The 26,621-nt window shown below is 70.0% G+C and carries 23 protein-coding genes; 15 read left to right on the top strand and 8 right to left on the bottom strand.

Features of this window, described 5'->3' with window-relative positions; genetic code table 11:
• The first annotated feature begins 92 nt into the window (after positions 1 to 92).
• The 8 genes from MCHT01_RS17650 (at position 93) to MCHT01_RS26330 (ending at position 9,487) form a co-directional block, all read left to right on the top strand.
• Positions 93 to 2,057, top strand: coding sequence for a DEAD/DEAH box helicase (locus tag MCHT01_RS17650; protein ID WP_084452879.1), 1,965 nt, complete (start codon positions 93 to 95; stop codon positions 2,055 to 2,057).
• Between the two features lie 36 nt (positions 2,058 to 2,093).
• Complete coding sequence (locus tag MCHT01_RS17655; protein WP_067066927.1) at positions 2,094 to 2,840, top strand: DUF1294 domain-containing protein; 747 nt, start codon at positions 2,094 to 2,096, stop codon at positions 2,838 to 2,840.
• Positions 2,841 to 2,849: 9 nt separating this feature from the next.
• Positions 2,850 to 3,368, top strand: coding sequence for a GNAT family N-acetyltransferase (locus MCHT01_RS17660; RefSeq protein ID WP_067066929.1), 519 nt, complete (start codon positions 2,850 to 2,852; stop codon positions 3,366 to 3,368).
• A gap of 22 nt (positions 3,369 to 3,390) precedes the next feature.
• On the top strand, positions 3,391 to 5,016 hold the full coding sequence (locus tag MCHT01_RS17665) for a hypothetical protein (RefSeq protein ID WP_148661589.1): 1,626 nt from the start codon (positions 3,391 to 3,393) through the stop codon (positions 5,014 to 5,016).
• On the top strand, positions 5,013 to 5,726 hold the full coding sequence (locus MCHT01_RS17670) for a hypothetical protein (RefSeq protein WP_067066931.1): 714 nt from the start codon (positions 5,013 to 5,015) through the stop codon (positions 5,724 to 5,726). Before MCHT01_RS17665 ends, MCHT01_RS17670 begins: the two co-directional genes overlap by 4 nt.
• A complete protein-coding gene (locus tag MCHT01_RS17675; protein ID WP_067066933.1) occupies positions 5,726 to 8,545 on the top strand; it encodes an ATP-binding protein in 2,820 nt (939 codons plus the stop codon). The genes MCHT01_RS17670 and MCHT01_RS17675 overlap by 1 nt, the downstream gene beginning before the upstream one ends.
• A gap of 236 nt (positions 8,546 to 8,781) precedes the next feature.
• Positions 8,782 to 9,216 carry a type II toxin-antitoxin system RelE/ParE family toxin gene (locus tag MCHT01_RS25715; RefSeq protein ID WP_148661590.1) on the top strand — a complete coding sequence of 145 codons (435 nt, stop codon included), beginning with the start codon at positions 8,782 to 8,784 and terminating at the stop codon, positions 9,214 to 9,216.
• On the top strand, positions 9,155 to 9,487 hold the full coding sequence (locus MCHT01_RS26330; protein ID WP_148661591.1) for a helix-turn-helix domain-containing protein: 333 nt from the start codon (positions 9,155 to 9,157) through the stop codon (positions 9,485 to 9,487). Before MCHT01_RS25715 ends, MCHT01_RS26330 begins: the two co-directional genes overlap by 62 nt.
• Positions 9,488 to 9,527: 40 nt before the next feature.
• On the opposite strand, the gene MCHT01_RS17685 is transcribed toward MCHT01_RS26330, so the two are convergent.
• The 8 genes from MCHT01_RS17685 to MCHT01_RS17720 form a co-directional block, all read right to left on the bottom strand.
• On the bottom strand, positions 9,528 to 10,298 hold the full coding sequence (locus tag MCHT01_RS17685) for an ABC transporter ATP-binding protein (RefSeq protein WP_067066935.1): 771 nt from the start codon (positions 10,296 to 10,298) through the stop codon (positions 9,528 to 9,530).
• Positions 10,298 to 11,425, bottom strand: coding sequence for a M14 family metallopeptidase (locus MCHT01_RS17690; protein ID WP_067066938.1), 1,128 nt, complete (start codon positions 11,423 to 11,425; stop codon positions 10,298 to 10,300). The genes MCHT01_RS17685 and MCHT01_RS17690 overlap by 1 nt, the downstream gene beginning before the upstream one ends.
• A gap of 25 nt (positions 11,426 to 11,450) precedes the next feature.
• Positions 11,451 to 12,137: an ABC transporter permease gene (locus MCHT01_RS17695; protein ID WP_067066940.1), complete on the bottom strand. Its 687-nt coding sequence runs from the start codon at positions 12,135 to 12,137 to the stop codon at positions 11,451 to 11,453.
• 76 nt (positions 12,138 to 12,213) lie between these two features.
• Positions 12,214 to 12,906, bottom strand: coding sequence for an ABC transporter permease (locus MCHT01_RS17700; RefSeq protein WP_273488459.1), 693 nt, complete (start codon positions 12,904 to 12,906; stop codon positions 12,214 to 12,216).
• Between the two features lie 79 nt (positions 12,907 to 12,985).
• Positions 12,986 to 13,783: an ABC transporter substrate-binding protein gene (locus tag MCHT01_RS17705; protein WP_067066942.1), complete on the bottom strand. Its 798-nt coding sequence runs from the start codon at positions 13,781 to 13,783 to the stop codon at positions 12,986 to 12,988.
• Positions 13,784 to 13,902: 119 nt separating this feature from the next.
• On the bottom strand, positions 13,903 to 14,877 hold the full coding sequence (locus MCHT01_RS17710; RefSeq protein ID WP_067066944.1) for an alpha/beta fold hydrolase: 975 nt from the start codon (positions 14,875 to 14,877) through the stop codon (positions 13,903 to 13,905).
• A gap of 17 nt (positions 14,878 to 14,894) precedes the next feature.
• A complete protein-coding gene (locus MCHT01_RS17715; RefSeq protein WP_084452923.1) occupies positions 14,895 to 15,803 on the bottom strand; it encodes a sulfurtransferase in 909 nt (302 codons plus the stop codon).
• A 129-nt stretch (positions 15,804 to 15,932) separates the two neighbouring features.
• Positions 15,933 to 17,063 (bottom strand): peptidylprolyl isomerase, encoded by a 1,131-nt coding sequence (locus tag MCHT01_RS17720; RefSeq protein ID WP_218017911.1) that lies wholly within the window; start codon positions 17,061 to 17,063, stop codon positions 15,933 to 15,935.
• Positions 17,064 to 17,120: 57 nt separating this feature from the next.
• Between MCHT01_RS17720 and dnaE the strand changes: the two genes are divergently transcribed.
• The 7 genes from dnaE (at position 17,121) to dut (ending at position 26,461) form a co-directional block, all read left to right on the top strand.
• Entirely contained in the window at positions 17,121 to 20,687 is a 3,567-nt protein-coding gene (gene dnaE / locus MCHT01_RS17725) for a DNA polymerase III subunit alpha (RefSeq protein ID WP_067066946.1), read from the top strand.
• 83 nt (positions 20,688 to 20,770) lie between these two features.
• A complete protein-coding gene (locus MCHT01_RS17730; protein ID WP_067066947.1) occupies positions 20,771 to 21,094 on the top strand; it encodes a helix-turn-helix domain-containing protein in 324 nt (107 codons plus the stop codon).
• Complete coding sequence (locus MCHT01_RS17735) at positions 21,091 to 22,365, top strand: type II toxin-antitoxin system HipA family toxin (protein WP_067066949.1); 1,275 nt, start codon at positions 21,091 to 21,093, stop codon at positions 22,363 to 22,365. Before MCHT01_RS17730 ends, MCHT01_RS17735 begins: the two co-directional genes overlap by 4 nt.
• An 86-nt stretch (positions 22,366 to 22,451) precedes the next feature.
• The gene (locus MCHT01_RS17740) at positions 22,452 to 23,750 is read left to right on the top strand and encodes a patatin-like phospholipase family protein (protein WP_084452882.1); all 1,299 of its coding nucleotides are present in this window, start codon (positions 22,452 to 22,454) and stop codon (positions 23,748 to 23,750) included.
• 114 nt (positions 23,751 to 23,864) lie between these two features.
• Positions 23,865 to 24,650, top strand: coding sequence for a tRNA (guanosine(46)-N7)-methyltransferase TrmB (gene trmB, locus MCHT01_RS17745; RefSeq protein WP_067066950.1), 786 nt, complete (start codon positions 23,865 to 23,867; stop codon positions 24,648 to 24,650).
• 41 nt (positions 24,651 to 24,691) lie between these two features.
• On the top strand, positions 24,692 to 25,921 hold the full coding sequence (gene coaBC, locus MCHT01_RS17750) for a bifunctional phosphopantothenoylcysteine decarboxylase/phosphopantothenate--cysteine ligase CoaBC (protein ID WP_067066952.1): 1,230 nt from the start codon (positions 24,692 to 24,694) through the stop codon (positions 25,919 to 25,921).
• A gap of 90 nt (positions 25,922 to 26,011) precedes the next feature.
• Positions 26,012 to 26,461, top strand: a complete 450-nt coding sequence (dut, locus tag MCHT01_RS17755) for a dUTP diphosphatase (RefSeq protein ID WP_067066953.1) — start codon at positions 26,012 to 26,014, stop codon at positions 26,459 to 26,461.
• The last annotated feature ends 160 nt before the right edge of the window (positions 26,462 to 26,621 follow it).

Consider the following 26,621-nt stretch of genomic DNA (forward strand, 5'->3'; position numbering starts at 1 on the left):
CGATTCATTCGTTATCGCGCGGCGGGCAGGCGCTCCGGCGCGACGTCCGTCCTGACGGCGTCGGCTTCGGCGTGCCCCATTTGGATTGCAAGATGAGTTTCGACAAAGACATGAACGCCGACGCCAAGAACCAGAACGAGACCCTCGGCGAAGAGCTGGACCAGGTCGTGGAAGCCGGCGAGCTGGGCAACGAGGCCGTGACCTCGGGCACTCCGTTCTCGGCCCTGGGCCTGCACGACGCGCTGCTGCGCGCCGTCAAGGATTCCGGCTACGAGAACGCCACCGAAGTCCAGGCACAAGCCATCCCCCCGGCGCTGACCGGCGCGGACCTGATGGTCTCGTCGCGCACCGGTTCGGGCAAGACGGCCTCGTTCATCCTGCCCGCGCTGCAGCAGGTCCTGACCGCCCGCGCCGACCGTGCCGCCGGCAACAAGACCAAGACCGTCGGCCCGCGCGTGCTGGTGCTGGCCCCCACGCGTGAACTGGCGATGCAGGTCGCCAAGTCCGCCATGACCTACGGCCGCCACATCCAGGGCCTGCGCGTGGCCACCGTGCTGGGCGGCATGCCCTACGCCCACCAGCTGCGCGCCCTGAGCGGCCACCTGGACATCCTGATCGCCACCCCGGGCCGCCTGCTGGACCACATCAACAGCGGCCGCTGCAAGCTCGAGAACGTGACGATGTTCGTGCTCGACGAGGCCGACCGCATGCTGGACATGGGCTTCATCGACGACATCAACTTCGTCGCCCAGCAGATCCCGGCCACCCGCCAGACGCTGATGTACTCGGCCACCTTCGCCGGCAACACCGGCCGCCTGGCCGAGCAGCTGATGAAGGACCCGCAGCGCATCGACGTGTCGGGCCACACCGAGACCCACGAGAACATCGAGCAGCGCCTGCACTGGGCCGATAACGGCATGCACAAGCGCAAGCTGCTGGAGCACATCCTGGGCGAGCGCGACGTGGACCAGGCCGTGGTCTTCACCAGCACCCAGCAGGACACCGAGTGGCTGGCCGAGCAGCTGGAGGCCATCGGCCACCGCGTCGCCGCGCTGCACGGCGGCATGCCGCAAGGCAAGCGCAACCGCACGCTGATGGCCCTGCGCCGTCGCGACCTGCGCGTGCTGGTCGCCACCGACGTCGCGGCCCGCGGCATCGACGTCCCGACCATCTCCCACGTCATCAACTTCGGCCTGCCCATGAAGGCCGAGGACTACGTGCACCGCATCGGCCGCACGGGTCGCGCCGGTCGCTCCGGCATCGCGGTGACGCTGGCCGAGCGCGGCGACATCTCGATGATCAAGCGCATCCAGCAGTTCACGACGCAGCAGATCCCGGTCTCGCGCATCGAAGGCCTGGAGCCCAAGAACGAAGAGCCGCGCATCTACCCGTCGCGCCCCGGTTTCGACCGTGGTGACCGCGGTGGCTTCGGCGGCAACCGTGGCGGCTTCGGTGGCAACCGCGGCGGTTACGGCAATCGCCAGGGCGGCGGCTTCCGTGGCAACGACCGTGGCGGCTTCGGCGGCGGTGATCGTGGCGGTTTCGGTGGCGGCGACAACCGCTTCGACAACTCCGCCCGCTTCGAGCGTCCGGAAGGCCGTCCGGCCTTCGGCGAGCGTCGCGAAGGCGGCTTCGGTGGCGGCAACCGTTTCGAGCGCAACGACCGCCCGCAAGGCGGCCCGTTCGACCGTCCGCGTTTCGGCGATCGTCCGCAGCGTGACGGCCAGGGCTTCGGCGGCCAGCCGCGCGGCAACTTCGAGCGTCGCGAGGGCGGCAACTTCCAGGACCGTCCGCAGCGTGACTTCGGCGGCCCGCGTGGCGGCCAGGACCGCAACGGCGGCGGCTTCGAGCAGCGCCGTGGCGGCTTCGACGCCCGCTTCGACCGCTCGGCCGAAGGCAACGACCGCTACGGTCCGCGCACCGACCGTCCGGCCTTCAAGGGCAACGACAACCGCTTCGAGCGTCCGGCCAAGCCGGCCTTCGGCAAGGGTCCGCGCAGCGAAGGCGGCGACGACCGCGGCGGCTTCGTCAAGAAGGGTCCGCGCAAGGGCTACTGAGCCCTCGCGCGACAGGCTGAAGGGGATCGCTGAGGGATGCGCGTCGAAGGTCGGATCGTGCAGTGGGACGACGCGAAGGGCTACGGCTTCATCGCGCCGTCCGACGGCGGCCCGAAACGCTTCGCGCACCTGAGCGCCTTCGGCCTGCGGCCTCGCCGACCCTTCGTCGGCGAGCGCGTCAGCTTCGAGGCCGGATCCGATGCGCAGGGCAAGCCCCGCGCGCTGAAGATCCGCAGCCTCGAGCCCAAGCCGGCGCCCGCCGGCCCCGCACCGAAAGCGGGATCCGGCCGCCCCGCGCGGGCCGCGCCGGCGCCCCGATCGGGCGCATCGTCTTCCTCCTCCAGATCCTCCACGTCCTCGGCGGGCGGTCCGTCGGCCGACACCGGCGGGGCGCTCTGGCTGGTGCCGGGCTTTGCGCTGCTGGTGCTGCTCACCGACCTGGCGTGGCCGCTGCCGCGCGGCTTGTGGGGCGTGTACATGGCCATGAGTCTGGCCACCTTCATCGTCTACTTCATGGACAAGCGCGCCGCGCGCCTGGGGCAGTGGCGGGTGAAGGAGGCGACGCTGCACGGCCTGGCGCTGCTCTGCGGCTGGCCGGGCGCGCTGCTGGCACAGCACTTGCTGCGTCACAAGAGCGCCAAGCCCCGCTTCCGGCGCGTGTTCTGGTTGAGCGTGATGCTCAACATCCTCGGTTTCGTTGTTCTCTTCACGCCGTTGCTGGCGCCGTTCCTGTCCGGTCTCCCCGGTCCCTGGAACGCGCGGGGTGGCGGCGTCTCCGTTTGATCCGGTTTGATGCTGCAGTTGAAAGTGATCGCCACGGCGGACGTTCCCGCCGTGCTCGCCCTGCAGGCCCAGTGCTACGGGCCTGATTTCCTCGAGAGCGCCGCCGCGTTCGAAGCCAAGCTGAGCGCCGCTCGTCATCTGCATTGCAGCTACCTGGCGGTGGACGGCGACCAGCCGCTGGCCTACGTGGTGAGCCTGCCGGTCGACGACGACCAGCTCCCCGCCCTGGACGCCCCGACCGTGGCGCCGGCGCGCGCGCCGCGCACCCTGTACCTGCACGACCTGGCGGTGTCGCCGGCGGGCCGCGCCCGGCAGCTCGGACAGAAGCTGGTGCGGCAGGTCGTGCAGCGCGCGCAGGACATGGGTCTGGCACAGGTCGCGCTGATCGCGGTGCAGGGCTCGCAGGGCTACTGGGAGCGCCACGGCTTCGCCGTCGCCGAGGTGGCCGAGGGCTCCGCGACGGCCGGGAAACTGGCCAGTTTCGGCTCGGGGGCGACCCTGATGCGAAGGGCGCTCGGACCGGTGTGACGGGGCGCGATAATCCCGCCCCATGACAGTGATCCCGGGACGCGCGGACGACGCTCTGCGCGACGATCTCCCCGAACCCTCCTTCGAAGACTATTTCCGCGATGGCCAGCTGCCGCAGGACTCGCTCCTGTGGTGGCAGCTCGAACGCAACGAGGCCCTGCTGAGCGCGCAGCGCGCGCTGTTCCACGGCCCGGCCTCCCTGGTGCGTCTGCGCGTCTGGGTGTTCATCGAGCTGATGAGCCTCCCGCAGTCCCGGCTGTCGCGCGACGACCTGAACCGCCACTTCCACGTGCTGCGCGACGACGCGCTGGAGCTCGTGCTCAAGCGCCTGCGCGACGCGCAGCTGCTGGCCTGGGACGCGTCCAACCAGCAATACGGCGTGACGCCGCTGGCGCAGCAGCTGATGGCCATGGTCTCGCCGCTGACGCAAGGGCAGGGGCTGGACGAGGACAGCGATCTGGCCGGCCTGCTGGCCAACGTGGCCGGCGCGCAGCAGCTGGGCACGTTGGAGCCGGCGCAGCTGCAGCATCTGCTGGCGCAGCTCTCGCGGCTGTACAACGAGTTCGCCGACGCGATCGCGTCCGGCTCCGAATTCCACCTGCGCCGCGCGCGCACGCGTTTCGAGCGGGCGCTCAAGCTGGTCGAGCGCGCCAGCGAGGCGCTGTCCGCGATCATCCAGCAGGCCCAGACCGACGGCAACGCGCGGCTGGAGCGCCTGGCGCGCGAGCTGGGCCTCGCGCAGGCCCGGCTGCTCGCGATGGCCAGCCAGTTCAACCGCGCGCTGCAGCAGGCCGATCGCCAGCGCGTGACGCTGGGCTCCACCGGCATCACGACCACCGACGTGCGGCGCTGGCTGCAGGACGTCCCCTTCCTCGAGAACCTGGCGCTGGGCGCGCTGTCGCGCCCGGTGCATCCGATCTTCGTCGCGCAGCATGAGCTGCTCGACGGCTGCGAGGCCGAGTTCGAGCGCGATCGCCCGGCTCCGCCCACGCCGGAACCGCTGCCCACCGGCCTGGCCGCGCCCCCGGGCGAGCTCGCGGTGATGAGCCTGCCGCCCGAGATGGGCCAGCTGCAGGCGCTGCTGGGCCGCTGGAGCGGCGACAGCGTGCCGATGAACGACCTGCGGCCGGCGGTGCTGGGGGGCAGCTACGCGCGCGCCGCGTATCGCGCGCAGCTGCTGCCGCTGCTGGGCGACCCGCAGGCGCAGCATCTGGCCGGCGCGACCGGCGACATGGCGCGCCAGCCCTGGCGGGTGCGCTGGTCCGCGCAACAGGGCGCGGTCGACGACGAGTTCGTCCGCTGGATGAGTCAGGGCGTGCTGCACACCACCGACGTCGAGCCGCCGGTCGAGCCCGAGTTCCAGCCCAAGTGGAAACCGGCCGAGCCGCCCGCGCCGAAGCGTGGCCGTCGCAAGGCCGCCGTCGAGGCGCCCGCCGACGCCGCGCCGGCGAGCGCCGATCCCGACGCCACGGTCGACGCCAGTGCCCTGGACGTCAGCGCCGACACCGCCGCCGAGATGGCGCCCGCCGCCGCCGCGGCCACCTTCGAGACGACGGCCCAGGCCGCCGATTCCCCCGACACTCCCGCCTCGATCGACGCGCCCGCGGGCGCGCGGCCGGTCGAGGACGACACGCCTTCCCAGTCATGAGCAATCAACTCGACGACGCCGCGCAACTCGCGGCTCAACTGCTGGCGCGACGCTGGCTGCCGCGCAATCAGCCCCTGGTGCGCCGCGCGCTGATCGACCAGGAGCTCTGGCGCGCGGTCAACGAGCGGGTGGCCGCCGTCGGCCTGCGCGTCGTGGACAACGTCTACGCCGACCACATCACGCTGGCGATGCTGCGCCCGGCCGAGGTCGCCGTCTTCGGCGAGACCGGCCTGGCCTCCAACAACAACCTGGACTTGCCCCGCGACGGCGTGGCGCTGCTGGTGGTGCTGTGGGCGCTGATCGTGCTGCCCAAGCGCCAGCGCCAGCTCGCCCGCGCCGAGGAAGCCGCGGAAGGGCAGGGCGAGATGTTCGCCAAGGACAAGCCGTTGCCCAGCGCCGCGAGCAGCGCCCCCACGCTGTCCTACCGCAGCCTGCTGGCCGACTTCGGCAATCAGCTGGGCAAGAAGATGCGGCTGGACTCCAACCTCAAGCTGCTCGAGCGCCAGGGCTTCATCACCCGCAAGGGCGAGGACATCTGCGAGGGCCCGCTGCTGGACCTGCTGCTGGACTACGACACGCTGGCTCCGCGCATCCTCGACGGGGCGCTGGCCGACGTGCTCGCCCGCAGCACCGACGGCGAGGCCGGCCCGATGCTGACCGCCATCCTGGCCGCCCGCCACAACGAAGAATCCGACCTGAGCGACGCCTGATGTTTCACCTGCAATCCCTGGAACTGCTGCACTGGGACTACTGCCGCCGTGTCTCGATGCCGCTGGACGGCAACATCATCACCATCGCCGGGCCCAACGGCTCGGGCAAGACGACGCTGCTGGACGCGATGCGGACGCTGCTGGGCCTGGAGTGCTCCGGCGGCCGGACCTACAAGACCTACGCCCGTCACGCCAACGCCGAGCATGCTTGGTTGCGGGCGCTCGTCGACAACCGGCCCCGCAGCCGCCAGAACAGCAGCCGCCCGTTCGCGAGCTCGCTGTTGTACGCGGACCAGGTGACCCTGGCCTGCCGCATCTCGCGCCAGGGCGGCGACTGGGTGCGCCGCTACATCCTGGTCGACGGCGTCCACGAGATCGAAGAGCTCGACACCAAGGCCGAGAAGGACTGGCTGGGCATAGAAGCCTGGAAGAAGCGCCTGGAGGCCGCCGGCCTGACACGCGCCATCGGCCGCGTGCTGGCGCTGGAGCAGGGCCAGACCGACCGCCTGTGCGAGCTCTCCTCCAAGGAGCTGCTGCGCCTGGTCTTCGAGGTCTTCGGCGACCAGGAGGTGCTGGACCGCTACGAGCTCGCCCGCAACCACCAGCAGCAGCTGGTCAAGGAAGTCGAGCAGGCGGCGCATGAGCTCTCGCATGCGCAGGCGCAGCTGTCGGACCTGTCCAATCGGGTGACCAGCTACCAGCAGTACCAGCTGCGGCTCAAGGAGCGCGAGCGCCTGGCCACCGAGGTCGTGCCGGTGCTGCAGTGGAGCGAGCAGCGCCAGCGCACCGCGCAGCAGCTGCGCGAGCTGCATCGGCAGCGGCTCTTCGCCCGCTCGGACGAGCGCGGCATCAGCGACAAGCGCGCCCATCTGCTGGCGCTGTTCAAGGCTCAGGAAGCGGCCAAGGACAAGCTGGCGGACCTGGAGCAGCAGCGCAAGGACGCGCGCCAGGCCTTTGAGGCCGCGCGTGACGGCGAGCGCCCGATGGAGCAGCTCGCCAAGCGCGAGGAGGATCTGAAGGCGCTGGCCGCGGTGGAGACCGATGGCGCGGCGCTGACCGCCAAGCTCGAGGAGCTTGGCACGCGCCAGCATCAGCTGCGCGAGAGCTTCACGCGCCAGAACGACCAGCAGCGCAAGGCGCAGGCCGCGATGGACGAGCTGACCGGCCACCGCCTGCCGCCGCCGCCCGTGGAGGTGACGCGCTTCCGCAAGGCGCTGGACGAGGCGGGCATCGCCCACCACGTGCTGGCCGACGCGATCGACATCGCCGACGAGCAGTGGCGCGCCGCCGCCGAAGGCTTCCTGCGCCCGTCGCGCTGGGTCGTGGTGCTGGCGCGTGCCAGCGACGAGGGGCAGGCCTATCGCCTGGCCTCGCGCGAGCGCTATCGCCATTACGTCGTCGCCGATGGCGAGCACGCGCCGACGGTGAGTCCCAAGGACAGCCTGATGTCGGTGCTGCGCTTCAACGCGAAGGCGCCGGGCTGGCTGCTGCGGCAGCTGGCGTCGATCCGCTGCGTGGGCGACACCGACAAGGGCGCGCAGGCCGGCGGCGAGTGGATCACGCCCGAGGCCTACTACCGCGACGGCCGCGGCGGTCGCAGCCTGTGGGTCGAGCCGCGCGAGTACCAGTTCGGGGACTCCGCGCTGGATGCGCGTCGCGCGTCGCTCGAGAAGGAGCTCGCCCGCTACGACCTGGAGCTGTCCAAGCTCGCCAAGGAGCAGCTGGAGATCGAGCGCCAGCTCAAGGACGCGCAGCGCGCGGCGCAGGGTCACAAGGCGGCGCAGGAGCTGGTCGAGCGGGCCGAGGAGTTCGCCCAGGCGCGCGCCCGCCTGCCGGGTCTGCGTCAGGCGCGGATCGAGGCGGCGACGCGCATGGGCGCGCTGGACCAGGAGCACGACCGCTCGGTGGCCGCGTCGACGCGGGCCGAGCGCGACTACGAGGCCGCGCAGGCCGGCCTGAAGGCCAGCGAGGAGAACGTGCTGCGCGCCGAGCGCGACTGGGCCTCCAAGCGCGACGATCTGCTGGGCCTGGCGAAGCACTCGCGCGAGGCCAAGGACAAGTTCCCGGTCGCGTGGGTGCATCCGATGCGGCTGCAGTCGCTGCGGGACGAGTTCGAGAACGCCAAGCAGGCGGAGATCGCCTCGCGTCACGTCCAGCAGGAGCTGGACACCGGCGTGTGGGAGACCGATGCCGGCGTGCAGGAGCGTCACGCGCGCATGCAGCTGGCGGTGCTGGAGCAGACCACGCAGCTGGACGACCGCCGCGCGAGCAACGAGATGGCGCGGATCGCCGCGTTCAACGCGCGCGAGCGCTACATCGACGTGCTGCGCGCGACGGTGCGCCGCTACAAGAAGAATGTCCAGGAGCTGGGCGAACTCGCCGGTGTGCATGCGCAGGCCGAGCTGCCGCACCTGGACAACGACGACACGGTGCTGGCGCAGGCCGGCCTGCACGTGAAGTTCAACTTCGACGGCAAGGGTGAAGTCGGTCTGAACGACGGCGAGGCCTCCGGCGGGCAGCAGGTGCTCAAGAGCCTGATCCTGCTGGTGGGGCTGATGAAGGACGACGACGCGCCGGGCGGTTTCGTCTTCATCGACGAGCCCTTCGCCCACCTGGACGTGCGCAACATCCAGCTGGTGGGCCACTTCCTGAAGAGCACGCGCGCGCAGTACCTGCTGACCACGCCGATCACGCACAACGTCGAGGTCTTCGAGCCCTCGGAGATCACGCTGGTCACGAGCAAGAAGCCGCGCGGCGAGCGCTGGGCCCCGCCGATCGCGGTGCTGGCGCGCCGGCCGGAGGTGTCGGTCTACGACTGAGCGCCACACATCGAGGGTCTGACGCCCTCGCGCGTTCGGCGCGGCGCCCGCTCCCCGGGCCTATTGCGCATACCGAAAGCCACGCTGACGCGTGGCTTTCTTCTTTGCGCGTCGCACCCCCGAACGGGCGGGGGTGGATGACTCGCCGGCCCCCATCGGTGGGCCGCCTTCAGCACGAGATTGCAGCCGGCAACACCTGGCACTGACTGGCATCGCAGCGATGCGAGGAGGTCAGCGTGGCGGCACCGGTGTATGTGGTGGAGGGCTTCAGGCGCTGGATGCGCAAGCAGCCGCTGCGCGAGCTTGATCTGTGTCGCGCTGTCGCGGAAATGACGCGCGGGCTCGTGGATGCAGATCTGGGTAGTGGTCTCGTGAAGAAGCGGATCGGAAGATCCGGTGCGGGTAAGCGAAGCGGGTATCGGGTGCTGGTCGCAAGACGAAACGAAGGCCCTTGGTTCTTCGTCGAAGGCTATGCGAAGAATCAGCAAGGGAACGTCGAAGGGGCTGAGCTGCGCGCCTTCCAGCGCTATGGGCTGGCGCTGATGACCATGAGTTCGCCCGAACTGCTGGCCGCAGTCGGGCAAGGGAAACTGAAAGAGGTGAACTGTGATGAGGAAACGGAAGTCAGCGCTGGTCAAGCGAATCCTGCGCGAGGGGCGGCTGTGGCATAGCCTTGGCCTGATCGATGATGGGCAACGGCGCGGCTTCGAGATCGATTGCATGCAGGCGCCTGAGCAACTGCCTCCGCAGGTGCTTCGTGCGATCCGTGAGCGCGACAGCCTGGGCATCGAGCATTTCGCGGAGCTGATCAACACCTCGGCGCGTGAGCTGCGCCGATGGGAGCAGGGCTTGAGTCGCCCCCAAGGTGCTGCGCTGCGTCTGCTGCAACTGGTGCGAGATCGAGGGGTGCAAGCCGTATTTCTACCTGCGCCGTTGCTCTGAGCGCCGGTGTCCGAGGCAGCGCAGCACCCGCAGAAAATGCCTACTTCAGCCCGCCACTCAGGAACGCCTTCAGCCGCTCGCTCTGCGGCTTGATCAGCACCTCGCGCGGGTCGCCCTGCTCCTCCACACGGCCCTGATGCAGGAACATCGTGTGCGAGGACACCTCCCGCGCGAAGCCCATCTCGTGCGTGACGACGATCATCGTGCGGCCTTCCGCCGCCAGGTCGCGCATCACCTTGAGCACCTCGCCCACCAGCTCCGGATCCAGCGCCGAGGTCGGCTCGTCGAAGAGCATGACCTCAGGCTCCACCGCCAGCGCGCGGGCGATCGCCACGCGCTGCTGCTCGCCGCCCGACAGCTGCGCCGGGTACACGTCCTTGCGGTGCGACACACCGACCCGGGCCAACAGCGCCTCGGCCTTCTCGATGGCCTGCGCGCGCGGCTGCTTCAGCACGTGGATGGGCGCCTCGATGACGTTTTCCAGCACCGTGCGGTGGCCCCACAGGTTGAAGTTCTGGAACACCATCGCCAGGCGCGCGCGCCAGCGCTGCAGCTGCGCGGCATCGGCGGCCTTGAAGCTGCCGTCGCGGTCGCGGACCAGCTTGAGCTCCTCGGCACCCAGCTTCAGCGAGCCCTCGTGCGGCTGCTCCAGCAGGTTCAGGCAGCGCAGGAAGGTGCTCTTGCCCGAGCCGCTGGACCCGATCAGCGTGATCACATCCCCTGGCTTGGCGGACAGCGACACCCCCTTGAGCACCTCGCGCTCTCCATAGCGCTTGTGCAGGTTGTCGACAACAAGACTGGCGGCGGACATCAACGGGCTCCCAACAGTTTTCCAGTGCGGGTCGCCTCGCGACCGGCGACCTTCGCGATCCGCGCCCCGGTGGTGACCAGGCGCAGCGTGTCGCGGGCAAACAGCAGCCCGTCGACCGGGCTCTTCAATTCGGTGACCGACGCGGTGATCGGATCGATGACGTGCGCGATGACGTCGCCGGCCTTCACCGTCTCGCCGACCTCGCGCAGGAAGGTCAGCACGCCCGCCACCGGCGAGGCGATCGGCATCGAACCCGCCAGCGGACGCGCGTCGCCGACCGGCGCCGGCACCGCCGGGACCGCCCCGTCGGGCGCGATCACGCCGCGCCAGGTCAGGAAGTCCACGATGGCCTGCGCGTCCTGGGACGCCAGGTCGTGGTGCACGTCCTGCTGGCCGCGCAGCTCCACCGTCACCGACAGCGTCGCCTGCGGGATCGGGAAACGGTCGCCGAAATGACGCTTCCACTTCCACCAGCTCTGCGAGCAGGCCTCGTCGAAAGGGTTGTCGCCCGAGTCGGTCGCCAGCAGCGTCACGCCCGCGCCCAGGAAGGCCGCCAGCGGCTCGCACTGCGACCAGCACGGGGTCTCGGTGTAGAGATGCATCATGGCCTGCGCGTCGCAGTGCAGGTCCAGCACGACGTCGGCGTCGCAGGCCAGCAGCATCAGGGTCTTGCGCAGCGCCTTGAGCTCGGTGTCGGCGGGGGCGGCCTGCACCTCGGTGCGCAGCGCGGCGCGCAGCACCGCGACGTTCTGCCGCTCGTCCTGGCCCAGGCGCGGTTCGGCGGCGCGGGCGGCGGCCTCGATGTACTCGGGGTAGTGGCGGTTGAAGTTCTCGCCCGAGAGGCCCTCGAAGCGGCCCAGGTGCGATTGCAGCCACCACTGCGACAGGCCGATCGGGTTGGCCATGGGGACCAGCACGATCTCGCCGCGCAGGCGGCCGGCGGTCTCCAGCGCGTCGAACTGGCGGCGCAGGTGCCAGGCGGTCAGCATGCCGGGCAGTTCGTCGGCGTGCAGCGAGGCCTGGATGTAGACCTTCTCGCCCTGGCCGGCTTGACCGTAGTGCAGCGAGACCAGCTCGCGCCGGGTGCCCGGCGCGGGGCTGGGCAGGAGATGTTGTTTGACTTGCATGAAGCGACCTCGGGTCGACGCGGCGTCAGCGCGGCATCAGCGGCTTGAGCCAGCGGGCCTCCGCCTTGTGGAACAGACCCACCAGCACCAGCGTCATCGCGAAGTACAGGACCGCCGCGGTGATGAAGGCCTCGAAGGGGATGTAGTAGGTGGCGTTGACGTCGCGCGCCACGCCGGTGATGTCCATGATGGTCACGACGCTGGCCAGCGCCGTGCCGTGCAGCATGAAGATGGCCTCGTTGCTGTAGGCCGGCAACGCGCGGCGCAGCGCATGCGGCAGCACGATGCGGCGCAGCATCACGCCGCGGCTCATGCCCAGCGATTTCGCGGCCTCGATCTCCCCGTGCGGCAGCGATCGGATCGAGCCCGCGATGATCTCGGTCGTGTAGGCCGCCGTGTTCAGCACGAAGGTCAGGCAGGCGCAGAACCAGGCCGAGCTGAACAGCGGCCACAGCGCGCTCTGCTGCATCCACTCGAACTGGCCCAGTCCGTAATAGATCAGGAAGAGCTGCACCAGCATGGGCGTGCCGCGGAAGACGTAGGTGTAGACCCACACGGCGCGCGACAGCCAATTGATGGGCAGGGTGCGCAGCACGGCCAGCGGCACCGCCAGCGCCAGGCCGATCAGCAGGGACAGGATCAGCAGTTCGGCGGTGGTCAGCGCGCCGTCGAGGTAGCGCGGGAGGTTCTCGACGATGGCGTCCAGATTCATGAGAGGTCTCGTTCGATTCGGCGTTCGCGGAGGCGTTCGATGTCGCGGTGAGGCGCGGCGGCGGAGCGTGCCGGGCTCACAGCGACTGACGGCGCACGCCGACGGACAGGCGCTTCTGGAGCTGGTCGAAGAGCAGCTCCGACACCGAGGTGAAGGCCAGGTAGATCAGCGCCACCGCCAGATAGAAGGCGAAGGGCTCGCGCGTGGCGGCCGCGGCCTGCGAGCCGCGCATCATCAGGTCGTGCAGACCGATCACCGACACGATGGCGGTGCTCTTGATCAGCACCAGCCAGTTGTTGGACAACCCCGGCAGCGCATGCCGGATCATCTGCGGCAGCGTGATGCGCCACACCACCTGGCGCGGGCTCATGCCGAAGGCCAGGCCGGCCTCGCGCTGCCCCGGCGGGACCGCGAGAAACGCGCCGCGGAAGGCCTCGGTCAGATACGCGCCGAAGATGAAGGCGATGGTCGCCACGCCGGCGACGAAGGGGTTGATGTCGATGTACTCGTCGTGCCCCAGCGAGGCCGCGATCGCGTTCACCGCGACCTGGCCGCCGAAGAAGATCAGCAGCATCAGCACCAGGTCGGGCACGCCGCGGATCAGGGTGGTGTAGACCGTCGCGACACCGCGCAGCGCGCGCGATCTCGACAGCTTGGCCAGCGCGCCCAGGAAGCCCAGCACCATGGCCAGCGCCATCGAGCCGACGGCCACGCCCAGGGTCAGTACGGCGCCTTCGAGCAGGCTGGGCAGGAAGCCGTGCAGGATCATTCAGCGGTCCTCGTTCATTCAATCGGGAGAGAGGCCCGGCCGGACAGCGTCGGCCGGGCCTCGTGGGGTCAGGACCGGATCACTTGGCCGAGATGTCGTACTCGAAGTACTTGTCGTTGAGCTTCTTGAAGGTGCCGTTGGCCTTCACCGCCGCGATGGCGTCGTTGAACTTCTTGCCCAGCGACTTCTCGTCGGCCTTGCGCAGGCCCACGCCGCTGCCCACGCCGAAGTACTTGACGTCGTTGTAGCTCGGGCCCACGAAGGCGAAGCCCTTGCCGCCCGGCGTCTTCAGGAAGCCGACATCCGCCGCGACCAGGTCGGCCAGCGTGAGGTCGGCGCGGCCGGACTTCAGGTCCAGGAAGGCCTGGTCCTGCGTGGCGTAGCGGACGATCTCGCTCTGCTTGAAGGTGTCGGTCGCGAACTTCTCATGGATGGTCGCGCGCTGCACCGCGATCTTCTTGCCCTTGAGGCCGGCGGGCGAGAAGTCGAACTTGGCGTCGGCCTTGGCGGTGAAGCGGGCCGGGGTGTTGTAGTAGGGGTTGGAGAAGGCGATGACCTTCTTGCGCTCGTCCGTGATCGACATCGAGGCGATCACCGCGTCGATCTTGCGCGACTGCAGCGCCGGGATCAGGCCGTCGAAGTCCTGCTGCACCAGCGTGCACTCGGCCTTCATCTCGGCGCACAGCGCCATCGCCAGATCGATCTCGAAGCCCTTGAGCTTGCCGTCGGCGCCGACTTCGGAGAACGGGGGGTAGGCGCCCTCGACGCCGATGCGGATCTTCTTCCAGTCGGGGGCCTGGGCCTGGGCGGCACCGGCGGTGGCGAGCACGGCGATGGCCGAGAGGATGACGCGGGCGAGCAGTGGTCGTCGTTGCATGAAGACTCCTTGTGAGTGTCGGTCGTGGGGATCGAACCGCCGATCCGTCGCGTCGCGCGGACCGTCGTGCGGTAAAGCGTCCGATTGTTGCCATGCCGCACGCATGGCGGCCATCAGGGTTAAAGAGAGTGCAAAAACTTGTCAGCGGCCTGGACGGTGGACACGGGGTCCTCCTCCTGGGCCAGGTGGCCGAGCTCGGGGAAGACCTGCATCTGGCTGCCGGGGATGGCGCGGTGGAAGCGCTCGCCGGCCTCGACCGGGATGATCGGGTCCTTGCCGCCCCACAGGATCAGCGTCGGGACCTTGATCTTCGTGAGCAGGTCGTCGTGGCTGCCCGGATCGCGTTGCGCCAGCCGCTTGGCCAGCGCGACGCGGTTGCCCTCGCGCAGGGTGAGTTCGAAGTAGCGGTCGACCAACGCGGCCGAGACCTTGGACGGATCGCCGTACATCCCGCGGATCCCGCGGTCCACCAGCGGTCGGGGCAGGAACACGCCGACCAGTTGATGCAGCGGTGCCCAGTCGGGCATGCGCGCGCCGCGCGGGACGGTGGGGCTGGGCACGTCCAGGCCGTCGGCATCGACCAGGATCAGGGCCGCCACCTGCTGCGGATGCCGTGCGGTGTAGATCCAGGCGATCTCGCCGCCCAGCGAGTTGCCGCCCAGCACCAGGCGGTTGATCTCGAGCTTGGCCAGGAACTGCTGGAGGAACTGCTCGTAGGCCTCGTCGCTGTAGTCGTTCAGGGGGGAGGGGCCGGTCAGGCCGAAGCCGGGCAGGTCGAGCGTGATGACGCGGCGGGTGGCGCTCAGCGACTTCACCCAACCCTCCCAGGTGTGCAGGCTGGACAGCGTCGCATGCATCAGCACGATGGGCGTGGTGTCGGAGCGGGGGCCCTCGTCGCGGTAATGGACCAACTGGGTCTGGCCGCCGGGCAGCTTCAGCTCCATGAAGTCCGAGGGCGGGGCGCCCCAGCGCGCGATCAGGCTCTCCAGCGGCCGGTCCGGCGCGCGGAAGGCCATGGCCAGGATGGCCGTGACCAGCACGATGAAGCCCAGCAGCTTCATCAGCCGGGCGCCGAGGGTGGGGCGGTCGCTCATGGCGGGGCGGTGGGCGTTCAGGCCGGGGTCGTGGGACGTGCCGGGGCCGGCGCCTCGGCCGGGGTCTCGCCCGCGGCGGCCAGCGCGGCCGCCGCGGCGGCCTCGTGCGGCTCGACGATGGGCGAGGGCGCCAGCGCCGGGTCCAGCGCGCGGCGCTCGTCGAAGACGAAGCAGTTGCCGTGATAGTGGGCGCCGCCGACTTCCTCGAAGTACTTCAGGATGCCGCCCTCGAGCTGGTAGACGGTGGCGCCCAGGTCCTGCTGGTCCAGGAAGAGCGCGGCCTTCTCGCAGCGGATGCCGCCGGTGCAGTAGCTGACGACGGTCTTGCCGGCCAGTTCCTCGCGGTGCGCGCGCACGGCGTCGGGGAACTCGCTGAACTTGGTGATGCGCCAGTCGATGGCGTGGTCGAAGGCGCCCACGTCGACCTCGAACGCGTTGCGCGTGTCCAGCGTCACCACCGGCCGGCCGTCGTCGTCGTGGCCCTGGTCCAGCCAGCGCTTGAGCGTGGCGGCGGGCAGGGCGGGCGCGCGTGGCGCCTGGTCCGGACGGATGGTCGGGTGGTTCATGCGGATGATCTCCGGCTTGACCTTGACCAGCAGCTTGCGGAAGGGCGTGGCCTCGCTCCAGCTCTCCTTGGGCGCCAGCGCGGCGAAGCGCGCGTCGGCGCGCAGCGCGCCGACCCAGGCGTTCACCGCGGCCGCGGGGCCGGCCAGGAAGAGATTGATCCCCTCCTCGGCGATCAGCACCGTGCCCTTGAGTCCCAGCGCCGACGCGTGCTCGTGCAGCCGCTCGCGCAGCGCGTGCGGATCGTCGATGCCGACGAAGAGGTAGCAGGAGATGTTCAGGACGGACGCGGCGGCGTCGGCCGGATCGGCCGCGGAGGCGGTCGACTCGGGGGGCTCGGAAGGACGGACGGAGGACGACATGTCGGGCTGGGTCATGCCGGAGCGACGGACCGCGGCCCGCCGGGAATCAGCAAAAACCCGCGATTGTAGGCGCGGGGCGGGTGTCGCACGCCGGCTTTCCGGTGCCGGCGGCTCTGGGGGCGCGAGGGCTCAGCGCTTGAGCTCGGGCGACTTGGGCTCGTTGAGCTTCACGTCGCGGTCCATGGGCTTGGCGCGCACCGGCGCGGCGGCGCTGCAGATCTCGGTGTGCTCGGGGCTGTGCACGAACCAGCCGCCGCGGTGGCGGCGCGCCTCCAGCAGCTCCTTCCAGGTGGCGGTGTCGGTGCGCAGCACCTGCATCGCGGGACGCTGGTCCTCGGGCAGGGCCGAGGCCAGGGCGATCCTCTCGATGCCCTGGCGCTGTTCGGGCTTGTCGTAGAAGCCCATCGCGCCGCCGCCGCGCGGCAGCGAGGACAGGAACTCCATGCCCTTGAGCACCCGGCCCACGACGGTGATGTTCAGGTCCAGGCCGCGCGGGGCGTGGCCGATGACGGTGTAGAGCTCGGCGCCGGTGCTGGAGTCGACCGCGTTGCCGCGGCCCGCGCCGACGGTGCCGTAGCAGTGCGCCAGCCAGGCCTTGCCGGCCTTGGGGTCGGCGGCGACCGGGAAGCCGTCCACGTGACCGGCGCGCGGCGCCCAGCCGTCGACGTCGGGCAGGGCGGTCAGCGGCACGCCCTTGAGCGGAATCGAGAACTCGGCCGGCAGGTGGTCCTTGGCGCCGGCGGGGAAGGGCCGGGCCTTGCCCTTGATGCCGGCGTCCTCGTCGTCGGCGTCCGGGTCGCCCCACTGGGTGACGAAGTTGTCCTGGACGCGGACGACGGCCAGGCCATCCCAGTAGCCGCCGCGGGCCAGCGCGCGGATGTTGTCGACGTGGGCCGGGGCGAAGCGCGGCGCCAGCTCGATGAGCACCTGGCCCTTGGGCAGCGTCATCACCAGCAGGTTGTCGGGGTCGACGTCGCGCCAGTCGGCGACCGGGGCGGTGGCGATGATGTCGGCGCTGGTCCGGGTGGTCCTGCCCGCGCCGGCGGCCTTGGCGGCGGCACGGCCCGCTTCTCCCGCCGCCTTTCCGGCCTTGCCGGCGGCGCGACCCGCCTCGCCCGCGGACCGGCCGGCGGCTCCCGGCGTCATCGCGGGCGTGGCCTTGCCCTCGCTCGCCGGGGCCGCGGCCGGCGCGGGATCGGCGGCGGTCGCCAGCAGGGGGACGGCAAGGGCCAGCGCGGCCATCAGCGGCAGGGTCTTCATCCATCGGCTCCGGGTGTGTTCGATGGGGGAGCAGCATAGCCTCCCTACAATCCCGGGATGGCTTTCGTTCACCTTCGTCTCCACACCGAGTTCTCTGTCGTCGACGGCACCTTGCGCATCGACGACGCCGCCAAGGCGGCCGCCAAGGATGGGCAAGTCGCCCTGGGCCTGACCGACCTGGCCAACATGTTCGGCGGGGTGAAGTTCTACAACGCCTGCCGCAAGAAGGGCGTCAAGCCCATCCTCGGCGTCGAGGCCTGGCTGGAGGCGGATGCCGCCGACAAGCCGCCCAGCCGCGTGCTGCTGCTGGTGCAGAACTTCCAGGGCTACCTGAACGTCAGCGAGCTGCTGTCGCGGGCCTGGATCCAGAACGTGCAGCGCAACCAGGCGCTGCTCAAGCTCGAGTGGATGCAGGAGCTCAACGAGGGCCTGATCTGCCTGGGCGGTTTCCAGTTCGGCCCGGTCGGCCAGGCGCTGGTCGCCGGCGACGAGGCCAAGGCGCTGGACTGGGCGCGCCGCCTGTCCGCGATCTACCCGGACCGCTTCTACATCGAGCTGCAGCGCGCCGGCCTCCCGGGCCAGGAAGCGCTGCTGCGCCAGCTGGTGCCGCTGGCGGCCAAGGCGAAGCTGCCGGTGGTGGCGACGCATCCGGTCCAGTTCCTGGAAGAGGACGACTTCGAGGCGCACGAGGCGCGCGTGTGCGTGGCCGACGGCGAGACCCTGGCCAATCCCAAGCGGATCAAACGCTTCCTCCCGAGCCAGCATTTCAAGTCGCAGGCGGAGATGGAGACGCTCTTCGCGGACCTGCCCAGCGCGATCGCCAACACGGTGGAGATCGCGCGGCGCTGCAGCCTGTCGCTGGTGCTGGGCAAGCCGCAACTGCCCAACTTCCCCACGCCCATCCAGGCCGACGGCAACCCCATGCCGATGGAGCAGTACTTCCGGATGCTCTCCTACGAGGGCCTGGAGGACCGGCTGAAGCTGCTGTTCCCGGACGAGGCCAAGCGCGACGCGGCGCGGCCGCGCTACGTGGAGCGGCTGGAGTTCGAGCTCGCGACCATCATCAAGATGGGCTTCCCCGGCTACTTCCTCATCGTGGGTGACTTCATCCGCTGGGCGAAGAACAACGGCTGCCCGGTGGGACCGGGCCGGGGCTCGGGCGCGGGCTCGCTGGTGGCCTACGTGCTGCTGATCACCGACCTGGACCCGCTGCAGTACAACCTGCTGTTCGAGCGCTTCCTGAACCCCGAGCGGGTCTCGATGCCCGACTTCGACATCGACTTCTGCCAGGGCAACCGCGACCGGGTCATCGACTACGTCAAGGACAAGTACGGCCGCCCGGCGGTGAGCCAGATCGCGACCTTCGGCACGATGGCGGCCAAGGGCGCGCTGCGCGACATCGGCCGCGTGCTGGGCATGGGCTTCGGCCATGTGGACTCGATCGCCAAGCTGGTCCCGGCCCCGCCCGGCAAGACGGTGACGCTGGCCAAGCTCCCTCCCGACTTCGACCCCGACAAGGCCAAGATGGTCTACGCGCGGCACGAGTCCCCCGAGATCGAGGAGCGCGAGGCCCAGGACGAGGAAGTCGCCGGCCTGCTGGAGATGGCGGCGCGGGTGGAGGGCACGGTGCGCTCCATCGGCATGCACGCCGGGGGCGTGCTGATCGCCCCGGGCAAGATCACCGACTTCTGCCCGCAGTACCAGCAGCCGGGCTCGACCTCGGCGGTCAGCCAGTACGACAAGGACGACGTGGAGGCCATCGGCCTGGTGAAGTTCGACTTCCTGGGTCTGGCGACGCTCACGATCCTGGAGCTGGCCAAGGACTTCATCGTCGGCCGCTATCCGGAGCAGAAGGACTTCGCCTTCGAGACGATTCCGCTGGACGACAAGCGGACCTACAAGCTGTTCTCGGACGGGCTGACGGAGTCGGTGTTCCAGTTCGAATCCAGCGGCATGCAGCGCATGCTCAAGGACGCCAAGCCGTCCCGGCTGGAGGACCTGATCGCGCTGAACGCCTTGTACCGCCCGGGTCCGATGGACCTGATCCCCAGCTTCGTCGCGCGCAAGCACGGCAAGGAAGTGGTCGAGTACCCGCATCCGCTGGTGGAGCCGGTGCTGTCCGAGACCTACGGGATCATGGTCTACCAGGAACAGGTGATGCAGACCGCCCAGGTGCTGGGCGGTTACTCGCTGGGCGGCGCGGACATGCTGCGCCGGGCGATGGGCAAGAAGAAGGCCGAAGAGATGGCCATGCACCGCGACCTGTTCCGCAAGGGCGCGGCCGAGAAGGGCATCGATCAGGACAAGGCCGACGAGGTCTTCGACCTGATGGAGAAGTTCGCCGGCTACGGCTTCAACAAGTCGCATGCGGCCGCGTACTCGCTGCTGGCGTATCACACGGGCTGGCTGAAGGTGCATTTCACGGCGGAGTTCTTCGCCGCGAACATGACCATTGAATCGGACGACACGGACAAGCTCAAGGTGCTGATGCACGACGCGAAGCTGTTCGGCATCGAGTTCGAGCCGCCCAACATCAACCTGGGCGTGGGCCGTTTCGAGCCCATGGGCGCGGACGAGGGCACGGTGAAGTCGGTGCCCAAGGACGCCGGCAAGCCGGGCGTCACGCCGCGCGCGCGCAAGATCAACTACAGCCTGGGCGCGATCAAGGGCACGGGCGCCGGCGCGATCGAGGCCATCGTGCGCGCGCGGACCGAGGGCGGCCCCTTCACCAGCTTCTTCGACTTCTGCGCCCGCGTGGACCGCAAGGCGGTCAACAAGCGGGTGGTGGAAGCGCTGATCAAGGCCGGCGCCTTCGACGCGCTGCATCCGGAGCGGGAGCGGCTGCTCGCCAGCGTGGCGCTGGGCTACACCTACGCGGACAACCTGGCGCAGAACGTCAACCAGGGCGGCCTGTTCGACTTCGACGACACGCACGGCTCGTCGACCGCGGAGCCTGATTTCGTCGAGGTCCCGCCCTGGGGCATCAAGGAGCGGCTGAGCCTGGAGAAGACCGCGATCGGCTTCTATCTCTCGGGCCACCTGTTCGATCAGGCGGAGACGGAGCTGCGCAAGATGGTCAAGCGCCGCATCGTCGACCTGCAGGACAGCCGCGAGCCGACGACGGTGGCGGGCATCGTGTCGGACATGCGGGTGATCAACGGCTCGCGCGGCCGGGTGGCGATCTTCAAGATTGACGACAAGACCGATGCGATCGAGGCGGTGGCCAACGAGGAGCTGCTCAACGCCAACAAGGAGCTGCTGGCCGAGGACGAGCTGATCATCGCGGTCGGCAAGGTGCAGAACGACCGGTTCTCGGGCGGGCTGCGGATGAACGTGCAGCAGGTCTTCGGGCTGGCGGCGGCGCGGGCGCGCTTCGGGCGCTACCTGCGCACGGCGCCGAACCTGCCGGCGGCGCAGGTGCTGGATCTGATCAAGAGCTGGCCCGCCAAGCGGGTCGAGACCGAGCAGGGCGTGCTCAGCCAGGGCCTGGAGCTGCGCATCCCGATCAAGCGCGACGGCGCGGTGGCCGAGCTCGGCCTCGGTGGGGCGGGCAAGTTCTGGCCCAGCGACGAGGCGCTGGAGAAGCTCAAGCCGGCGGAGATCGTGTACGACGCGGGCGGGTGATGTTGTAGAAACTGTTGCCTCAGCAACAGTTAATCGCCTTGAATGTTGTTTTGGCAAGAGTTGTTCGGTATAACGCTTGCCCTATGAAGAGTCTCAAGACGTTCCCGTTCGTTGTCGAGGACGCGCTCACGGATCTGGGCGAGCGCATCTCGCTCGCCCGTCGCGCGCGCCGGTTGACGCAGCCGGACCTGGCCGCGAAGGCCGGCATCGGGCTCAGCACCTTGCTCTCGATCGAGAAGGGTCTCCCGACCGTGCAGATCGGCTCGGTGCTGATGGTGCTCTGGGCCCTGGGCTTGGAGGGGACCTTCGGGACCTTGTCGGAACTGGGCTCGGACAAGGATCTCTCCGAGCTGATGGCGGATGCGGTCCCGCTGAAAGTGCGTACCGCGAGGCGCAAGGCCTCATGAGCGCCGACGCGAAGCCCGTCTGGATCTGGCTCCCGGGCGAGTCCACGCCGACCGAGTGCGGTGTGTTCACGCTCAAGGGGGGGCTGGGGACCTTCGAGTATCGGCAGTCCTATCTGGATGCGGCTGGGGGGCTGGCGCTTGATCCCGTGCACCTGGCCTTGGCCTCCCGCGTGCGGACGATCCGGGAGACTCGGCAGGACGGGCTGTTCGGCGTCATTCGAGACGCCAAGCCGGAAGGCTATGGGCTGGATCTGCTCTCGCACATCCGGCGGGTCGAGGTCGACGATCACATGGCGGTGCTCGAGGAATCGGAAGGCGATTCGGTCGGCGCGATCGCGGTCTGCGACGACATCGATCGCAAGCAGCTTGTCCATGCCCCTCCGTCCGATGACTTGCTGCAGATCCTGGCAAACGTTCCCGACACCCGCCCCGCGAGCGACGCCGTGCGGGAGGTCAAGGGCATCGTCGGGACCAGCGCCGGGGGGGGGCGTCCCAAGCTGACGGTCCTCCATGAAGGACAGCTCTGGCTCGCCAAGCTTCAGGATCGCGGCGATCGGCCGCATTCACCCCTGCGAGAGTTCGTCGCGATGAAGGTCGCGACGGCCCTGGGCGTCAACGCCGCGCAGGTCCAGTTCAAGCGCGTGGATCGGCGCGAGGTGATCCTGGTGCGCCGCTTCGACCGGCACCGGGACGAGGCGGGCGCGGTCACGCGGCGGCTGTACGCCAGCGCGCACACGGTGCTGGGGCTGGACAAGCAGCCGCGCGGCAGTCGTGAGCGGTCCTACGTCGCCCTGGCCCTGGAACTGAGACGCTGGGGCGGACGTCCGGGCCTGGACACGGTCATCGAGGATCAGCGCGAACTGTTCCGACGGCTGGTGGTCAATGCCGTGCTGGCCAACGGTGACGACCATCCCCGCAACACGGGCCTCCTGTTCGACGGTGTCTCGTGGCGGCTCTCCCCCGCCTTCGACATCGCACCGTACGGCCTCGGCTTCAACGGCAATCAGGCGATGGATCTGTCCCGTTCGAAGACGCATGCCGCCTTGGCCTCGACCTTCAATCTGATCGACGCAAGCCCGGATTACGGCTACGGCGAGGAGGAGGCCCGCGAGTACATCGCCATGGCGAGGCGCAGGGCGCCGGACCTGTGGGCCGAGCAGGTGGCGGCCGCCGGCTACGCCGAAGAGGAGCTCCCGTTCCAGACGCCGGACTGGCTCGACATCGTGCCATCGCCCGACGCCGCCCCCCGGCGGCCGCCGCGCCGCCGCTGAGCCACCCCGGGATGCCCTCGGGCATCCCCCATTTGACGGGTGATCCGGTGACATGCGGCGGGCGTGTCCGGCGTAAGCTCCCGCCCATGCTGGACGCCAAGCCCAAGACCGGCCTGATCCTCACGGGAGGGGGGGCGCGCGCCGCCTATCAGGTCGGCGTGCTGGCGGCCATCGCGCAGCTCCGGCGCGACGCCTGCACCACCGGCGACAACCCCTTCCAGGTGATCGCCGGCACCTCGGCGGGCTCCATCAACGCGGCCACGCTGGCCTGCCAGGCCGACGACTTCTGCTCCGCCGTCGACGGCCTGATGTACATCTGGCAGAACATCCACGTCGACCAGGTCTACGCCGCCGATTCCTTCGGCGTCATCCGCACCGGCGCCAAGTGGCTCTCCATGATCAGCCTGGGCTGGGCGCTGAACCGCTGGCGACGGACGAGGCCGCGCAGCCTGCTCGACAACACGCCCCTGCGCGGTCTGCTCTCGCAGTGGATCCGCATGGACCGGCTCGACGACATGCTCGCCCAGGGCCACCTCGACGCGCTCGCGGTGACGGGGTCGAGTTACAGCTCCGGCCACCACGTCACCTTCTATCAGACCCACCACCAGATCGACCCCTGGATCCGCACCCAGCGTCTGGCCGTGCGCGCGCCGCGGCTGTCGATCGAGCACCTGATCGCGTCCTCCGCCATCCCCTTCATCTTCCCGGCCGAGCCGCTGGAGCTGGCCGGCGAGGTCGAGTGGTTCGGCGATGGCTCGATGCGGCAGACGGCGCCGATCTCGCCGGCCGTGCACCTGGGCGCGGAGAAGGTGCTGATCATCGGCGCCGGCCGCATGCACGAGAGCGGCGGGGAGGGCAACCACGGCCCCGTCAACACCGGGCACCCCAGCCTGGCCCAGATCGCCGGCCACGCGATGTCCAACATCTTCCTGGACTCCCTGGCGGTGGACATCGAGCGGCTCAAGCGCATCAACAGCACGCTGGCGCTGCTCCCGCGCGAAGCCCGCGCCAACACGCCGCTCAAGCCGCTGGAGGCCCTGGTCATCGCGCCGAGCCGGCCGCTGGACAGCCTCGCGGCCGAGCACCAGGGCGCGCTTCCCCCCGCCATCCGCGGCCTGCTGCGCGGTGTCGGCGTGCAAGGCGAGGGCGCGACCGCCAGCGGCTCGGCGCTGGTGAGCTACCTGCTCTTCGAGCCGGAGTACACCAACGAGCTGATCACCCTGGGCATGGCCGACACGCTGGCCCGTCGCGCCGAGATCCAGCAGTTCTTCGACTGGCCGGCCCAGGCGCCGCAGGTCGATCCGGCCACCATGCGCAAGCGCGCCGGCGGCTTCGCGCTGCAGATCCCGCCGCATCCGCCCGGGCCGCCGCGGCTGGTCGCCTGACCGCCCCGGGACGCCACGGTCCCGCCGGCGCGCGCGAGCCGCGGCATCCGGCGGGCGAGGCCCGGTAAACTCTCGCCCCTTGTTTTCGATCGCAGCCCGCCGCGGCTGAGCGCCATGTCCCTGCCCACCACTCCCCCCGACGAGCCCCTCGACGAGTCCGGCGCTCCCGCGCCCGCCGACGCGGCCGATCCCGGCGAGGGCGCCGAGGGCCAGCACCCGCATCCGAAGTCGCGCATCCGCAGCTTCGTGGTGCGCGCCGGCCGCATGGGCACCGGGCAGATCAAGGCGCTGGCCGAGCTCGGTCCGCAGTTCGTGATCCCGTTCAAGCCCGAGCCGCTGGACTACGAGCGCACCTTCGGCCGCCGGGCGCCGGTGGTCTTCGAGATCGGTTTCGGCATGGGCGGCCCGACCGCCCAGATCGCCCGCACGCTGCCCGACCACGACTTCATCGGCTGCGAGGTGCACGAGCCCGGCGTGGGCGCGCTGCTCAAGCTGATCGGCGAGCAGGACATCCCCAACATCCGCATCTTCCAGCACGACGCCGTCGAGGTGCTGGACGCGATGATCGCGCCCGGCTCGCTGGCCGGCGTGCACATCTACTTCCCGGATCCCTGGCACAAGAAGCGCCACAACAAGCGCCGCCTGGTGCAGTCGCCCTTCATCGCCAAGCTGGTCAAGCACCTGGCCCCGGGCGGCTACCTGCATCTGGCCACCGACTGGGAGCCCTATGCCCAGCAGATGCTGGAGGTGCTGAGCGCCGATCCGGACCTGGTGAACACCTCCACCCGGGCCGACGGCTACGCGGACAAGCCGGACTACCGGCCGCTGACCAAGTTCGAGCACCGCGGCCTCAAGCTGGGCCACGGCGTCTGGGACCTGGTGTTCAAGCGCAAGGCCTGACCGGGCGACCGGTCCGGGGCGCGCTGGTAGAGTCCCTCCCCATGTCCGAATCCAACTCTCTCGCCGGTCGGCACGTGCTGCTCGGTCTGTCCGGCGGCATCGCCTGCTACAAGATCGCCGAGCTGACGCGGCTGCTGGTCAAGGCCGGCGCCACGGTGCAGGTGCTGATGACCGAGGCCGCCGAGGCCTTCATCACGCCGGTGACGATGCAGGCGCTGTCCAACCGGCCCGTGTTCACCAGCCAATGGGATGCGCGCCCGGACAACAACATGGCGCACATCAACCTGACCCGCGAGGCCGACGTCATGCTGATCGCGCCGGCGAGCGCCGACATGATCGCCAAGCTGGCGCAGGGGCGGGCGGACGATCTGATGTCGCTGACCGCGTTGGCGCGTCCGGCCCAGCGCTGCGGGCTGCTGCTGGCCCCCGCGATGAACCGCGAGATGTGGGCCCATCCGGCGACGCAGCGCAACCTGCGCCAGGTCGCCGCGGACGGCTCGGTGGTGCTGGGCGTGGGCAGCGGCGACCAGGCCTGCGGCGAGATCGGCGACGGGCGCATGCTCGAGCCGCAGCAGTTGCTGGAACACGTGGTCGCGCATTTCCAGCCCAAGGTGCTGGCGGGCCGCAAGCTGCTGATCACGGCGGGGCCGACCTACGAGGCCATCGACCCGGTGCGCGGCATCACCAACCGATCGAGCGGCAAGATGGGCTTCGCCATCGCGCGCGCGGCGGCGGAGGCGGGGGCCGAGGTGACGCTGGTCGCCGGCCCGGTGCATCTGCCGACGCCGCTGGGCGTGACCCGCATCGACGTGCAGAGCGCGCGTCAGATGCTGGACGCGGTGCTGCCGCTGGCGGCGACGCACCAGGCCTTCGTGGCAACGGCGGCCGTGGCCGACTGGCGTCCGGCCACCACGCACGAGCACAAGATCAAGAAGAACGCCAAGGCGGGCGAGGCGGTCGCGCCCGCGCTGGACCTGGCGGAGAACCCCGACATCCTGGCCACCGTCGCCGCGCTGCCGCATCCGCCGATGTGCGTGGGCTTCGCGGCCGAGAGCCAGGACCTGATCAAGCACGCGCGCGAGAAGCGCCAGCGCAAGAACGTGCCGCTGATCGTGGCCAACGTGGGCCCGGCGACCTTCGGCCAGGACGACAACGCGCTGACGCTGGTCGACGCCCGCGGGGAGCGCGAGCTCTCCCGCGCCGACAAGCTGACGCTGGCCCGCGAGCTGGTGCGCGAGATCGCCCAGCGGCTCACGACCTACAACGCCTGAGACGACGACTTTCCGAGGTCCGGTCACCGGCGCCCGCGAGGCGCGGCGGCGGGCGGGCCTCTCCCGCAGATTTCTTCCTCCGCTGATTCCATGACCACCATCGATCTGAAGGTGCTCGACCGCCGCATGGCCGAGCAGCTCCCCGCCTACGCGACGACCGGCAGCGCCGGCCTGGACCTGCGCGCCTGCCTGGACGCGCCGATCACGCTGGCCCCCGGCGACACCGTGCTGGTCCCGACGGGCCTGGCGATCCACATCGGCGATCCCGGCCTGGCCGCGATGATCCTGCCGCGCTCGGGCCTGGGCCACAAGCACGGCGTGGTGCTGGGCAATCTGGTCGGCCTGATCGACTCGGACTACCAGGGCCAGCTGATGGTCAGCGTGTGGAACCGCGGCAAGGAGGTCTTCACCATCCAGCCGATGGAGCGCATCGCGCAGATGGTGATCGTGCCGGTCGTGCAGGCGAACTTCCGCGTGGTCGAGGACTTCGACGCCTCGTCGCGCGGCGAGGGCGGTTTCGGGTCGACCGGCAAGGGCTGACCCGCCGGCATCGCCCGATGCATGGCTGAAGGCCCGCCACTGGCGGGCCTTTTCTCTTGGCGCGTGCGGCACGGGTGCGCTTCCGCATGAAGGTGGGCGGCCCACCGATCGGAGGGAGTCGTGCGCAGAATGCGACGAATCGAGGCTAGTGCGTGATGTG

Source organism: Mitsuaria chitosanitabida ATCC BAA-476 = NBRC 102408, assembly GCF_001598255.1.
Classification (GTDB): domain Bacteria; phylum Pseudomonadota; class Gammaproteobacteria; order Burkholderiales; family Burkholderiaceae_C; genus Roseateles; species Roseateles chitosanitabidus.

Excerpts from the sequence above, each read along its gene's own strand:
- MCHT01_RS17650 (WP_084452879.1), top strand. The coding sequence starts at position 93 with ATGAGTTTCGACAAAGACATGAACGCCGACGCCAAGAACCAGAACGAG.
- MCHT01_RS17655 (WP_067066927.1), top strand. The coding sequence starts at position 2,094 with ATGCGCGTCGAAGGTCGGATCGTGCAGTGGGACGACGCGAAGGGCTAC.
- MCHT01_RS17660 (WP_067066929.1), top strand. The coding sequence starts at position 2,850 with ATGCTGCAGTTGAAAGTGATCGCCACGGCGGACGTTCCCGCCGTGCTC.
- MCHT01_RS17665 (WP_148661589.1), top strand. The coding sequence starts at position 3,391 with ATGACAGTGATCCCGGGACGCGCGGACGACGCTCTGCGCGACGATCTC.
- MCHT01_RS17670 (WP_067066931.1), top strand. The coding sequence starts at position 5,013 with ATGAGCAATCAACTCGACGACGCCGCGCAACTCGCGGCTCAACTGCTG.
- MCHT01_RS17675 (WP_067066933.1), top strand. The coding sequence starts at position 5,726 with ATGTTTCACCTGCAATCCCTGGAACTGCTGCACTGGGACTACTGCCGC.
- MCHT01_RS26330 (WP_148661591.1), top strand. The coding sequence starts at position 9,155 with ATGAGGAAACGGAAGTCAGCGCTGGTCAAGCGAATCCTGCGCGAGGGG.
- MCHT01_RS17685 (WP_067066935.1), bottom strand. The coding sequence starts at position 10,298 with ATGTCCGCCGCCAGTCTTGTTGTCGACAACCTGCACAAGCGCTATGGA.
- MCHT01_RS17690 (WP_067066938.1), bottom strand. The coding sequence starts at position 11,425 with ATGCAAGTCAAACAACATCTCCTGCCCAGCCCCGCGCCGGGCACCCGG.
- MCHT01_RS17695 (WP_067066940.1), bottom strand. The coding sequence starts at position 12,137 with ATGAATCTGGACGCCATCGTCGAGAACCTCCCGCGCTACCTCGACGGC.
- MCHT01_RS17700 (WP_273488459.1), bottom strand. The coding sequence starts at position 12,906 with ATGATCCTGCACGGCTTCCTGCCCAGCCTGCTCGAAGGCGCCGTACTG.
- MCHT01_RS17705 (WP_067066942.1), bottom strand. The coding sequence starts at position 13,783 with ATGCAACGACGACCACTGCTCGCCCGCGTCATCCTCTCGGCCATCGCC.
- MCHT01_RS17710 (WP_067066944.1), bottom strand. The coding sequence starts at position 14,877 with ATGAGCGACCGCCCCACCCTCGGCGCCCGGCTGATGAAGCTGCTGGGC.
- MCHT01_RS17715 (WP_084452923.1), bottom strand. The coding sequence starts at position 15,803 with ATGTCGTCCTCCGTCCGTCCTTCCGAGCCCCCCGAGTCGACCGCCTCC.
- MCHT01_RS17720 (WP_218017911.1), bottom strand. The coding sequence starts at position 17,063 with ATGAAGACCCTGCCGCTGATGGCCGCGCTGGCCCTTGCCGTCCCCCTG.
- dnaE (WP_067066946.1), top strand. The coding sequence starts at position 17,121 with ATGGCTTTCGTTCACCTTCGTCTCCACACCGAGTTCTCTGTCGTCGAC.
- MCHT01_RS17730 (WP_067066947.1), top strand. The coding sequence starts at position 20,771 with ATGAAGAGTCTCAAGACGTTCCCGTTCGTTGTCGAGGACGCGCTCACG.
- MCHT01_RS17735 (WP_067066949.1), top strand. The coding sequence starts at position 21,091 with ATGAGCGCCGACGCGAAGCCCGTCTGGATCTGGCTCCCGGGCGAGTCC.
- MCHT01_RS17740 (WP_084452882.1), top strand. The coding sequence starts at position 22,452 with ATGCTGGACGCCAAGCCCAAGACCGGCCTGATCCTCACGGGAGGGGGG.
- trmB (WP_067066950.1), top strand. The coding sequence starts at position 23,865 with ATGTCCCTGCCCACCACTCCCCCCGACGAGCCCCTCGACGAGTCCGGC.
- coaBC (WP_067066952.1), top strand. The coding sequence starts at position 24,692 with ATGTCCGAATCCAACTCTCTCGCCGGTCGGCACGTGCTGCTCGGTCTG.
- dut (WP_067066953.1), top strand. The coding sequence starts at position 26,012 with ATGACCACCATCGATCTGAAGGTGCTCGACCGCCGCATGGCCGAGCAG.